This is a genomic window from 'Catharanthus roseus' aster yellows phytoplasma, assembly GCF_004214875.1.
Lineage (GTDB): Bacteria > Bacillota_I > Bacilli_A > Acholeplasmatales > Acholeplasmataceae > Phytoplasma > Phytoplasma asteris.
The window spans coordinates 1-13,186 of record NZ_CP035949.1 but is presented as its reverse complement, the minus strand read 5'-3'; the positions used below and the strand labels follow the sequence as shown (position 1 = coordinate 13,186).

Here is a 13,186-nt window from a genome sequence, read left to right as displayed (position 1 = left end):
TGTTTTTATTGTTGGATAAAAGGAATTAAAGCCATATGGCGAGCTCTTTTAATAGCAATTGCCAATTGACGTTGCCATTTAGCAGAAGTATTTGTTACTCTTCTAGAAAGAATTCTTCCACGGTCAGTAATAAATCTTTGTAAAAGCTCTATGTCTTTAAAATCAATTTTAGTTACTTTGTTTTCAGTAAAAAAACAAACTTTGCGACGTTTTTTAAAAGTATTTTTTTTATTATTGAATTTCATTTGTAGCTCCTTTTGAAATTGAAAATATTTATTGTTGTTTGGTTTGGTTCGCTTGTATTTAATGTTTTTGTTTTAAGATTTGATTGTGATATTTGTTTATTATTTTATATCAGTTAATTTAAGAATTGTTTTTAATTTTAGAAATTGTCATAAGCATTATCAGGATTTTTTTTAGATTCTAAGAATTGGACATTGTTACAAACAACACTAGTTTGCCAATTAGTTACACCGTCTTTTTCCCAAGTTTCTACTCTAATGTTTCCTTCAACACCTATTAAAGCACCTTTAGAAATATATTTTTCTAAATTTTCAGCTTGTTTACCAAAAACAGTACAATTGATAAAATCAGTTTTTTTTTCGCTAGAAGCACTTACAATTCTATTAACTGCCAAAGTAAATTTAACAACATAAGTGCCACTATTAGTATTTTTTAGTTCTGGGTCTTTGGTAATGCGACCTACTAAAATAACTTTATTAATCATATGAATTAAACTCCTTATTCTTTATCTTTGATAAAGATAAATCTAATAATTTCTTCAGTAATTTTAACAATACGATTAAATTCTAAAACAGCATCATTATCTGCTTTTACCATTAACCAATTGTAATATCCTTTTTTATGATTATCAATAAGATAAGCTAGGTCTTTTAATCCTATTTCGTTTTGTTCCAAAATTTGATTTGGGGCTTGTAAAAAAACATTTTGCAAAGTGTCATTAATTTTTTTAACGTCTTTGCTGTCTAAATTGGGGCGTAAAATATACATTATTTCGTATTTTTTCATTTTTTTCTCCTTATGGCCTACGCGGTCTTTATCTCTAAATTGTAAAGACAAGGAATAAGCATTTTATTTTATAATTTATAAGACATTAATATTATAACAAAAAAATATTTTTTTGAGTTAATTAGATGACAAAACTTTAATATTTATAGGTTTTTTAGTTGGATAAGGTAATAAAAAAATAAAAAAAGTAATTTTAAAGTTGGGAATTTTTGTAAAAATAAAATAAGATGTGAATAAAATTGATGAAAAATAAATAATTTGTTGTTTTATTAAGTTTTGTTTTTTAGTTAAAATAAAAGTTTATTCAAAAATAAAAACAAAAGGAACTTATAAAGAAAATTGGTATGATAAAATAACTTTATCAAATAAAAAATGGTTTTGGATAAGTGTTTTTATTGTATCTCAATTAGTAGAAATATATTTAGATTCTCAAAATAGTAAAATAATTTTTTGAAAACTTTCAAAATAACATAATAATAAATAAAATATTAAAAGATCAAATTACTTATTAAAAATAAATAATTTGATCTTTTTTTGTTCTTTATAATTAAATCTTATCTGAAGTTTCTTTTTGATGTTGAATTAATTTTTGTTTTTTTAATTTATGATTATCAATAGCTTGATTATAAACTTCTAAAACATTAGTTACAAAAGTCTTTTGAGTATATAAATTAACTGATTTTTGAGCTTGATATGATAATTGTTTAAAATTATCTGGATTTTGATATAAGGAAGTAAGAATTGTAATTAATTGTTCTTGGTTATGATAAAAAAATCCATTTTGTTCATGTTTAATTACTCCTTCTAATGCTTGATCAAAACGCACTACACAAGGCAAAGAAGCAGCTAGTGCTTCAATATATGTAAGTCCTTGAGTTTCAAATAAAGATGCATTAATAAAGACATTTCCTAATTGATAATAAATTCCTAACTTATCATAAGCAACAAATCCTAAAAAAATGATTTTATCATCTAAATTAAGTTTTTTGGCTTTTTTTTCTAAATTTTTTCTTTCAGGTCCATCACCAATAATTAAAAATTTACTTTTGGGATTTTGAAGGTGAAAAGAAGTAAAAGCATCCATCAAATAATCAATTTCTTTTTCAGCAGATATTCTTCCTACATAAAGACATACAAACGAATCTTTAAGTCCTAATTGTTGTTTTAATGAAAAAACTTTTTCTGATGAATGATTGTGACAATAAAATTTTTCTAAATTAAAACCTGTTGGAACAATTTGATAATTGATTTTAGAAGTATCATTAACTTTATTATAATAGCGATTTTCTAAAAAATACAACACTTTTTTAGTAGGTAAAATATTGACATCACTATTAAAAATAAATTTAGTAAAAAGATAGTCTACATATTTTAAAATGGGTTTTTTAAAACATTTAACAATAAAAGATTTTTGAGTATCAAAAAAGGCAACATACATTGTGTGTGCTGTATAAACTAAAGGCAAATTTAATTTTTGTTTAGCTAAAAGCCCTAAAGAACCTACCCCAAATTCAGTATGAACATGAATTACATCTAAATTAAGGGCTTTGATTTTAAAAAGATGTTTTTTATAACTTAAAACCCAACGATGATCTTTAAAAATTTTAAAAGGCAATGGCATTCCTTTAATTCTTATTACGCGAGAGTCTTTTTCTTGTTTGACTTTTGGACAGTTAGTTGTAATAATATAGACTTCATGTCCCAAAGCTTCTAAACCTTCTCTTAGAGAATCACAAGAAACAACAACACCACTAATTAAAGGTTTATATGAATCGGTAAAAATTCCTATTTTCAAGCAAAAAACCTCCTTATTATTGTCATTGTCATACTTTTTTATCTTAATGAAAACATAGCAAATTGTAATAGTAATAACAACAAAAATAAAAAATAAATTTATATTTTTTAATAACTAAAAAGTTGAAATAATTAGGGAATAAGGAAAAATAATAAAAAGGGTAAAAAAATAATTAATTATGGTTATTGTTTTGGTTATTGTTTTCTTTATTAGTTTTTATCGCTTCTTTATAAATTTGGATCATTTTAGAAGCAAAACTTGTTTGATCATAATTAAGTATTGAGTTTTTGGCATTCATAGACATTGTTTTAGTTTTTTTATTATCATTGTATAAAAGACTTAAATAATTGATTAATTCTTCTTTTTGATGATAAAAAAAACCATTATTTCCATTATCAATTAAACCATCTAATGCTTGATCGTGTCTAGCTAACAAAACCAAAGAAGATGCCATCGCTTCTACAAAAGTTAAACCTTGAGTCTCAAATAAAGAAGCACTCAAAAAACAATTTCCCAATTGATAATAAATTCCTAAATTATCATAAGGAACAAATCCCAAAAACAAAACATTATTTTCGATTTGTAATTGTTTTACTTGTTTTTGAAGAGCTTTTTTTTCAGGACCATCGCCAACAATCACAAATTTACTTTGAGGATGATTTTGACAAAAAGAAGCAAAAGCACTAATCAAATAAGAAATGTCTTTTTCAGGCGACAACCTACCTACATAAAGACAAACAAAATCATTTACTAAATTAAATTTAACTTTTAAAGCTTGAATTTCTTCTAAAGAGTGGTTTTGGGAATAAAATTGTTCTAAATTGATTCCTGTAGGAACAACATTATATTTTCCTTTGATATTGTAATCTTTTTCTAATAAAGTTAAAATTTTATGAGTAGGAACAATTGTAGAATGTGTTTTGGAAATAAATTTTTTTAAAGCTTTTCTATTAGCTAATATAAAAAATAATTTAAATATTTTTATTCCAATATTTTTGCTTTTATTAAAAAAATATTCGTGCATGGTGTTCATAGTATAAACGGATGGTATATTTAATTTTTGAGAAGCATAAATACCTAATTTACCCATAGGAAATTCAGTGTGAATATGGATAATATCTAAATTAAGATCTTTTACAAGAGATAAATATTTTTTGAACCTCAATACTACACGATGACCTTCAATACCTTTAAAAGGTATTGGTATTCCTTTAATTCTTATTATTGAAGCATCTTTTTCTTCATAATTCTTAGGTCCTTGAGGAGTAATTATATAAACTTTATGTCCTAATTTTTCTAAACTATCTTTATGAGATTTAACAGAGATAGGAATACCTCCAATAATTGGTAAGTATGTATCAGTAAAAAAACCTATTTTCATTTTTGACCCCTCTTTAAGTTTTTTAAAGTTGTGTAAATTAAATTTGATGTTTTTAAAATATTAAAAATATTTAAATATCAAAAAAATGAATTACTTCTGAGGCAAAATATAGAGACCCTATAATTAACAATAAATCTTTACAATTTTGAGTTTGGTTTTGTTGTAAAAAATCCTTCAATTTGTCTTGCCAATCAAAAACTTTTGTAATTCTTTGTGGAGCAATAAACAAATATTTTTGTACTAATTCAATACTATTTGGATGATTAAAAGTTGTTAAATAAATGTGGGATTTGGGAATTTTTAATAATTGGTACAACATAGAAACTACATTTTTGTTTTCCAAAGCAGAAAATAAAATAGAAATGCGGTAGTTACTAAATTGTTTGATTGTTGTTTGGACTAATTTTCTTATGGCATGCACATTGTGAGCACCATCTAAAATAATTAAAGGAGTTGAATTTAGTTTTTGCATTCTGGCTGGAATTTGAGTTTTGCTAATGCCTGTAAAAACATTTTGTTCTAAGAAAGGAAATTTTTTTAGCTGACAAAATAAATAATAAAGTTTGATTGCCATTGCAGCATTTTCAGGTTGATATTTTCCTATTAAAGGAGTTTTGATGGCTTTTATTGTGATTTGTTTTGTTTTAAAATTAAAACATTCTTGCCAAGTTTGCATTCCTAAATAAGTTATGTTGTAATCTTTTTTGAATTTATAAATGGGAGTTTTGTTTTTTATGGCTTGTTGTTCAATAACTAACAAAGCTTTTTGAGAAATATTTCCTGTAACTAAGGGAATTTTGGGTTTAATAATTCCTGCTTTTTGAAAAGCAATTTCTTTAAGAGTTTTTCCTAAAATATGTTCGTGATCTTTGCCAATGGTAGTAATTCCAGTTAGGATGGGATAAATAACATTGGTACTGTCTAAAAGACCTCCCAAACCTACTTCAATTACACAAACATCAACTTTTTTATGATAAAAATAATCAAAAGCAATAGCGGTGATAATTTCAAACGGAGTAATGCTAAATAAAGCAGAATTGGGACTTGCTTGGTCTACTAACTTTTTAATTTTACGAACCCAAATTATTAAATCATTACAAGAAATAGTCTCGCCATTAATTTTAATTCTTTCATTGTAATTTTGAATATGAGGAGAAATAAAAGTTCCTACTTTGGAACAACTTTGTTGCAATAAAGAACTTAAATAATTAACAGTTGAACCTTTGCCGTTAGTACCTGCAATATGAATCATAGCTAATTTTTTTTCAGGATGATGTAATAATTTTAACAAAGCCAAAACACGCAAAAGTCCTAAACGCATGCCTAAAATTTCTCTTTTTTCAATCCACAAAATAGCTTCTTTTATGTTATTTATTTCAGTAATCATTTTTATTTTCCGTTTGTCTGCATTTATTTATATTTAGGATTTCTTTGATATTATTAAATTTTTAAAATTACTAAATGTTTGATAGAATGTATTTGTTTAAGGTGTTTTTTAAATTTTTTTATTTTTTTGAATTTTTAATATCTATTGTAAATTTATTTTTATTAGTTTTTTATTAACTTATTTTGAACTACATAATAAATTAAAATTGTAAATACAAGTTTATTATACCACAAAAAATATTGCAAAAATAAGGTTCAAAGGCAAAATAAGGATAAATTATTACTTAGTAAAATAAAGTAAGCAAAAAAAAAATATTAATTTGACTAAATAAATAAAATAGTTAGAGTCAATAAAAATCATATTTTAAAAAAAGAAACTTTCAAAAATATAAAAATGTTATAATATTACTGTTATACTGTTATAATTTTACTGTTATAATTTTAAATAATTTTTTAGAAACAACATTATACTAACAAGAAATAAAAAAATTATTAAAAATAAAAAAGGATTAAAAAAATAAGTAAAAGTTTTTCTAAATTAATCAAATATTATTTATCTAAAAATTAAAAAACAATATTATAAAGGATTTTTTATGTTTATGTATAAAAATAATTTAGATACAAATACAAACGGAAAAGCAAAAAATGTTTTTTCAAAAAAGTTTTTAGTTTATGTGCCTTTAATTATTTCTTGTATCACTTCTCTTTTGGCTATTTATACAATTTCATATGATAAAAATAAAAGAAATTTTTTTACTTTAGGTTTATTCACAAGACAAAACACATTATCAGTGAATATCTTTTTACTCTTATCTTTAAATAATAAATTTAAAAAATCAAAATATTACCTTTATTTAAGTTTTGTTTGTTTTATTAATTGTTTAATAGTGATGTTTTTTTGTTTAATTGAAACAAAAACAGGTACTTTGCAAATTAATTATTTTTTTGAACACAAAATTTTATCTTTGATGTTTATATTTTATTATTTTTTCCGAAACAAAAGCATAATAAAATTAAAAAAAAATTATGTAGGAATAATATATCCTTTGATTTATTTTTTAATAATGTTTATACTTATAAAAATTGATAATGAAAAGTTAAATCCTTATTCGAGAGAAATAACAAAATATGAAATTAACGAGTTTATGTTATTGTTTTATGCTTTTCTAACTTCTATAATGATATTAATAATTAGTTTCTATACAATTATTTTAAAAAATAAAATCATCAAAAATAATGATATTGTAGTTATCAAAAAATATAAAAGGTGGTTTTATTTTTTAAGTATTTTGGTTCTTTCTTTTTTTGTTTTCTTTAATTTTATAAAATAATTTATTTTTATTATTTTTTTATATCGTTTTTTTAATTCTTAATAAATTATCATTATAAAATCCAATATTATAAATAACAAAAACAACAGGAGTTTAAATTATTAAAAATGGAAAAACAAACTTTACAAAGAAACAATTTAGAAAAAAAAGAAACAAATAATAAAAATAAATATCTTAAAAAATATATATTATGGTTTTTATTTATTGTTTTAATTCAACACATAACTTGGTTTGGTTCTTTATATATAATTGAAAAGAATAAAAATGGTTTTTTTAAAACAATTATTCGAATTAAAGAAGATGGTAATGAAGAAACTAATAATTATTGGGTAAAAATATTAAATTTAAATATTAATGGAAGCAGTGGATTCCCTAGTTGGGAATTTTCTAAATATTTTATTTATATTTATATAATAAGCTGCTGGTGGTGGTTTTTAATTGCTCCTTATTTGATATATAAACATTTAGATAAAAAAATAATATTTCAATTATTCATTTCTTATTTTATAATTTTAGCTATTAGTTTTATTTTATTTTTTGTTTTCCCAGTTCAAATGTTGGATAAGTTTTTATTTAAGGAAAACAAAAGTTTTGTAGATTTTTTAATTCAAAATTTATATAAATATGATTATCTTCATCTTAATAATTTACCAAGTTTTCATGTTAGTTTAAGTTGGTTATGTTATATTGGTTTTCGCCAAAAAAATAAAAAGAAAATCCCTAAAATATTAAATTATGGACAATTATTTTGTGCTATTTTAGTTTTTATTTCTACTTTTGTTTTAAAACAACATTATATAATGGATGGAATAATTGCAATTATTTTAGTAGAAACTACCTTCTTTTTAGTTGGTAAAAAAATGAATAACATTAAAAAAGACTATCAATTAAGATAATTTTTTTGTCAATAAATTACCTATAATAACCAAAATAGAAATAAATTTAGAATTGCTGAGCACTTTTTTACAAAAAAAGTTATAATGCTTAGTTTCTAATAAAATACACAGATAAAAGAATTAAAGTTTTGGTTTTGGAAAAACCAAAATTATTTATTACCACCGTTATAACATGATAAAAAACAAGATAGTACGGATTATATAATTAAAATCTAATTATGAACATTTTCAGTATAATAATTTTGTTCTATATTTTGTATATTATAATAAGAATTTGGATGGTTTGTCAAACACTCTTTAATTTCTTATAATATATATCCAGCTATTTTCAAATCAAATGATCTATATTCAGCATTCATTAATTCTTTCAAAGAAAAACCATTATTTTTCAAATATTGTGCTGGATATTTAGCATTTTTAAAATCTTTTTTATCATAACCTGCATCTTTTAATTCTTGAAAAGGAATAAATGTTTTATTTTGCAATGGATTTGGTGTTTCATATTTGTATCCTAAATCATCAAGTGTATATCCCGCTTCTTTAATTTGTTGAAAAGTAAAACCTGTTTCTTTTAATTTAGGAGGATTTATATATATTGGTGTTTCTTTTATTTCTTGTATGCTAATGCCACCTTTGGCAAAATCTTTCAGATTATAATTATATAATTGCATTTCTTGCAAAGTAAAACCAACTTTATCTTTTAAATCTCTTGCACTAAATTGTTTTAAATAAAAAAACTTTCTGTTTGAGGATCTAAATTTTTTATTTCTTCCAAACTATAACCTGATTTATTTAATTTTTTTAAACTAAATTTTCTATTAATTGAGGAAGTTGGTAACCAATTTCTTTAAAATCTTCTACATTAAAACCTTCTTTTACCAATTCTTTGTCTTCATAATCCCCTTTTTGTCTTAAATAACTTATAGTATATATTTGTTTTCCTTCATTATTTTTAATATATTTAAGATCAAAAGCACCAAAAAATGGTTTTAATTGTTCTAAAATTTGTTTATAAGAAAGACCTTTTTTCAATTAAATGTTTTAAAGTATATCCTACTTTTTTTATTTTACTTTTATTTCTACTTCTTTATCTTTAAATTGTTTAATTTTATATGTTTTTACAATTAACAAAAATCCACCTAAAAATAAAATAATATTTAAAACGATAAAAGAATATATTATATATTTAGTTTCTTTTAATTTTATTATTTCCTTTCTTCATCATAATCTTTTAATTGTTCTTTGCTAAAAAGACCACTTTTTAATAATTCATCTCTACTAAAATCTAAATTTTTTAATTGTTCTTTTTCTAAATATTTTTCTAAATCGCTAATTTTTTTTCATCTAATAAATAAATTTACTTTTTGATCTGATTCTTGTTCTGTATCTCTTTTATTTTGTTGTGTAAATTTAAAATATGAAACTCCTAAAAAAATAATCACTACAAATAAACACAATACTAAAAGGAGTTATTTTGGATTTAATATCTTTTACTTTAAAATTTAATTTAAACTTCATATTTGCTCCTATTTTGTTTTTTATAAATATAATTATAATAAAAATAAAAAGATAATTTATAACCTTTATGATAATTATACCATTTTTTATTATTACTATTAATATTTATATAAATAAATTTACTTAATAAAATTATAATTACTTTTATTTTTCTTGCAAAAAAAACAAGTAAAACAAAAGTAAGGGATAAAATATTTTTTAAAAAAGAAAACAATTTTCAAAAGGAAGCAAGGAATAAAATAATATGAATCAAAATGTAAAAAAATATTAACTATTTTTATTTATTGCTGCTTTTTGAGTGTTTGCAGTTTTCTTTTATATCAATATTTTAAAAAACCAAACAAAGTGCCATCCCAAATAAAAACAACACCAATCAAACCATCTGAACAAAAACCATCAAAAAATAAACCATCATCTTCTAGTTTAGAGATAACAACTTTTTGGAAAGATCCAAAACCAGAAACAAAACAAAATACAAATACATTAAATACATTTGAAAGTAATCGCAAAGAGATTACCCAAATTCAATTTGATAGAATTGTTGAAGAAATATTAAATGATTTAAAAAGCATGTCATGGGATAATTGTGTAGCTAAATATGAAACAAGAAATGAAAAAAACATATTTCCAAACATTGAAAGAGAGTATAGTTCATTTTTAACTTGGAGCAAAGAAAAAGTAACAGAAGATAACGAAAATTATAACCAACAAAATAAACAAAATATATTACAACAATGCATTAAAAACCTTAAAAAAGAAATTGAAAAAGAACTAAAAGAAATATATTGGTTTAAATATTAAATCATTTGTAGTAATTAATAAATAACTGTTTCATTTATTTAGACAATTAAGATTAACACTGTTCTTTTTATTATCTTACCATTATATAACAATATCAATCATTTTCCAAAGGAATAGGCAGAATTAAATGAATAGAACTATCTTTTTCCAAAGTAGTAATAATAAATGGTTTTAAGGGATTATCAAAATAAAAAACTACTTCTTTAACTGATAAAACTTTTAAAACATCTTCTAAATATTTAGCATTAAAAGCAATTTGGAAACTATTTGCACTAACTTTTAAAGGAATAATTTTTTCCAAAGCAGTTCCCAAACTTTCACTAGAAGAAGAAATTTCAATTGAATTTTGTTTAGTTAAAATAAATTTAATAACATTGGTATTTATTTGTTCTTTGGAAAACAACAATGAAACTCTTTCTAAGGCTTTCATTAAATCATCTTTATTTAAATGAATAGAAAAAAGAAAATTTGTAAGTTTAATTTCTTGAATTTGGGGATAATTTCCTTCTAAAAGTGAAGTTTGAAACCATAAATTATCAATTTCTAAAAAGATTTTTTGAGTATCAGAATAAATTTTTAAATATTTACTTTGACAATGTTCTAATATTTTACTTAATTCTTCTAAACTTTTATTAGGAATAACAATATTAAAATTGTGATATTCAATATCTAGATTGATTTTTTTTTGACTCATTCGAAAAGAATCAGTAGCACAAGCTTTTAAAAGGTTGTTTTGATAAATCAAGTTAAGTCCCATTAAAATAGGTCTTTTTTCATTTTTAGAAGTAGAAATATTTATTTCTTTAATCATATTTTTTAAAAAATGAGTTTCAATTTGAAAAGAATCTAATTTTTGGAAAGAAAAATCAAGTTCTAAAAAATCACAAACATCCATTAATTTTAATTTATATTCACAAAAACTAGTTTTAATTACTAAAAAATTATTTTCCATTACAGTAATTTTAATTAAAGAATCACTAATTTTTTTAATTATTTCAATAAAATATCTCCCTAAACAAGCAATTTTACCTTGTTTTTTAATTTTTAAACTTTCATCTTTAATTTCTATTTTAATTGCAATATTGCCATTATTAGCTTCTAAAATTAAGTTATTTTCTTGTGTTTGGATTTTGAGAGCATTAAAAATAGGGAAAAAATTTTTTTGGGGTAAAATTTTTTGTATTTTTAAAAGTTGTTCCAAAAAAATATCTTTATTAATTTCTAAATACATTTATTAAACCTCATTTATCTTTTTGTTGTAGTAATTATTTTATATCTTTATTATTTATTTTATATCTTTATTAATTTTATTATTAATATTTTATATAATGGCATTTAAACACGTTTAAAGTTATTTTAATTGATGTTTAACTTACTTTTAATATTTATATTACAATTTCAAAAACAGACTAAAATAAGTTAAAAATCATCGAATAATTAAAAGATACTTTTTTAAAATATAGATAATTTATTAATTCATTTTTAATTCAATTTTATTCAATTCATTTATTATTTAATTCATTTATTAAGAATTAATTTTTTTCAAAATAAGTTCTAAGGATTTTTTTAATTCATAATCACTTTGAGAATTTTTTTTAATTTTTTGATAAGCTTTAAAAACTGCAGAATGGTTTCTTTTGAAAAAACTACCAACAATATTATAAGGAATATCTTTTAATTCTTTGATTAAATACATAGCAATATGACGCGGTAAAGTATATTTTTGTTGTCTTTTTTTACTCATTAAATCACGAACTGAAATATTGAAAAAATTGCTAACAACTGATTTGATTTTTTCCAAAACATCCTCATCATAAGAAACACTTTTTTTGCTTTTAATCAAAAGTTCTAAAGCTTCATTGGCAATATTAATATCAATATCATAGCCAAAAGTTTGGGCATAATTCAACAATCTTAATAAAGCTCCTTCCATTTCGCGAACATTATTAACAAAAGAAGAAGCAATCAAATCAAGGACATCTTTTTTTATTTTCAAAGGATTTTGTGGTTCAAATTCTAATATTTTCTTTTTCAAAATATTGAGACGATGATTAAAATCAGGACTTTGAATATCAACCATAAGACCAGCTTCAAAACGTGAAGTTAATCTACTCATAATATTTTTTAGTTCTGAGGCTTGTTTATCACTTGTAATTACAATTTGTTTTTGGTTTAAATAAAGATAATCAAATAATTTAAAAAACTCCATTTGAGTTCTTGTAGCACCTGCCATAATTTGGATATCATCAACTAATAAAAGATCAATATCACGGTATTTTTCGTTGAAATCCTCCATTTTGGATTTTCTTAATTGGTTGGTAAATTCTTCAATAAATCCGTCAGCTTTTACATATAGAACTTTTTTGGCTGAATGTGTTTTTTTTAAAATATGATTTCCGATTGCCTGAATTAGATGGGTTTTTCCGATTCCTGCTTTTCCAAAAATATATAGCGGATTGGTAGTTACTTTTTTTTCTTCAGCAATTTTTTTGGCAATTTTAAAGGCAAAATTATTACTTTTTCCCACAACAAAATTATCAAAACTATACTTGGGATTAGTATTTCCATAATTGTATTTATTAAAACTTATTTTTCTATTTTCAATTTCAACATTTGTGTCATTATCAGTTTTAGTTTCGATTTGTTCTTTTTCAATTGTTTCAAAATATTTATTATTTTGGAATTCATCATTATTTTCATTATTTTCAATTTTGGAAAAATAATTTTGATTCTCATTTTCTAATTTTTCTTTAAGATTTTCAAAATGCTTTTTTTCATCATCAAAATTACTATTTTTTTGATTTTTTTCTGAAACAAATTCAATTATAATTTTTTCTTCAAATTTTAATTTAGTTATTTTTTTGATTTTTTCAAAATACATTTTATATATTTTATTCTTAATAAATTCAGTTTCTACTGAAATTATAATTTTTTCTTCAATTTGTTTTATTTTTTTAATATTCGAAAATGTTTCTTTAAAAACTTCATCACTGTAAATTTTTGATAGTTCATTTAAAATTATTTCCCAAATTTTATTATAATTATTCAT

The 13,186-nt window shown here is 21.9% G+C and carries 12 protein-coding genes; 2 read left to right on the top strand and 10 right to left on the bottom strand.

Going from position 1 to position 13,186, the window contains the following annotated elements; translation table 11 throughout:
• Positions 1–5: 5 nt before the first annotated feature.
• From rpsR to EXT02_RS00035, 6 genes are all read right to left on the bottom strand, one after another.
• Positions 6–245, bottom strand: a complete 240-nt coding sequence (gene rpsR / locus EXT02_RS00060) for a 30S ribosomal protein S18 (protein ID WP_011160386.1) — start codon at positions 243–245, stop codon at positions 6–8.
• 137 nt (positions 246–382) lie between these two features.
• The gene (locus EXT02_RS00055; RefSeq protein WP_011160385.1) at positions 383–727 is read right to left on the bottom strand and encodes a single-stranded DNA-binding protein; all 345 of its coding nucleotides are present in this window, start codon (positions 725–727) and stop codon (positions 383–385) included.
• A gap of 14 nt (positions 728–741) precedes the next feature.
• The gene (rpsF, locus tag EXT02_RS00050) at positions 742–1,029 is read right to left on the bottom strand and encodes a 30S ribosomal protein S6 (RefSeq protein ID WP_034172155.1); all 288 of its coding nucleotides are present in this window, start codon (positions 1,027–1,029) and stop codon (positions 742–744) included.
• A gap of 547 nt (positions 1,030–1,576) precedes the next feature.
• Positions 1,577–2,824: a glycosyltransferase gene (locus EXT02_RS00045; RefSeq protein ID WP_130427258.1), complete on the bottom strand. Its 1,248-nt coding sequence runs from the start codon at positions 2,822–2,824 to the stop codon at positions 1,577–1,579.
• A 172-nt stretch (positions 2,825–2,996) separates the two neighbouring features.
• Positions 2,997–4,205: a glycosyltransferase gene (locus tag EXT02_RS00040; protein WP_130427256.1), complete on the bottom strand. Its 1,209-nt coding sequence runs from the start codon at positions 4,203–4,205 to the stop codon at positions 2,997–2,999.
• A 70-nt stretch (positions 4,206–4,275) separates the two neighbouring features.
• A complete protein-coding gene (locus tag EXT02_RS00035) occupies positions 4,276–5,592 on the bottom strand; it encodes a bifunctional folylpolyglutamate synthase/dihydrofolate synthase (protein ID WP_130427254.1) in 1,317 nt (438 codons plus the stop codon).
• A gap of 1,437 nt (positions 5,593–7,029) precedes the next feature.
• On the opposite strand from EXT02_RS00035, the gene EXT02_RS00030 reads away from it, so the two are divergent.
• A complete protein-coding gene (locus tag EXT02_RS00030) occupies positions 7,030–7,818 on the top strand; it encodes a phosphatase PAP2 family protein (protein WP_130427252.1) in 789 nt (262 codons plus the stop codon).
• Positions 7,819–8,123: 305 nt separating this feature from the next.
• Here the strand turns inward: EXT02_RS00030 and EXT02_RS00025 are convergent, their stop codons facing one another.
• A complete protein-coding gene (locus tag EXT02_RS00025; protein WP_130427250.1) occupies positions 8,124–8,489 on the bottom strand; it encodes a hypothetical protein in 366 nt (121 codons plus the stop codon).
• Between the two features lie 130 nt (positions 8,490–8,619).
• Complete coding sequence (locus EXT02_RS00020; protein WP_130427248.1) at positions 8,620–8,850, bottom strand: hypothetical protein; 231 nt, start codon at positions 8,848–8,850, stop codon at positions 8,620–8,622.
• Between the two features lie 780 nt (positions 8,851–9,630).
• Between EXT02_RS00020 and EXT02_RS00015 the strand changes: the two genes are divergently transcribed.
• Complete coding sequence (locus tag EXT02_RS00015) at positions 9,631–10,137, top strand: hypothetical protein (protein WP_165383224.1); 507 nt, start codon at positions 9,631–9,633, stop codon at positions 10,135–10,137.
• A 94-nt stretch (positions 10,138–10,231) separates the two neighbouring features.
• Here EXT02_RS00015 and dnaN read toward each other — a convergent pair whose 3' ends face one another.
• Both dnaN and dnaA read right to left on the bottom strand, forming a co-directional pair.
• Complete coding sequence (gene dnaN / locus EXT02_RS00010) at positions 10,232–11,368, bottom strand: DNA polymerase III subunit beta (RefSeq protein ID WP_130427244.1); 1,137 nt, start codon at positions 11,366–11,368, stop codon at positions 10,232–10,234.
• 294 nt (positions 11,369–11,662) lie between these two features.
• Positions 11,663–13,186 carry a chromosomal replication initiator protein DnaA gene (dnaA, locus tag EXT02_RS00005; protein ID WP_130427242.1) on the bottom strand — a complete coding sequence of 508 codons (1,524 nt, stop codon included), beginning with the start codon at positions 13,184–13,186 and terminating at the stop codon, positions 11,663–11,665.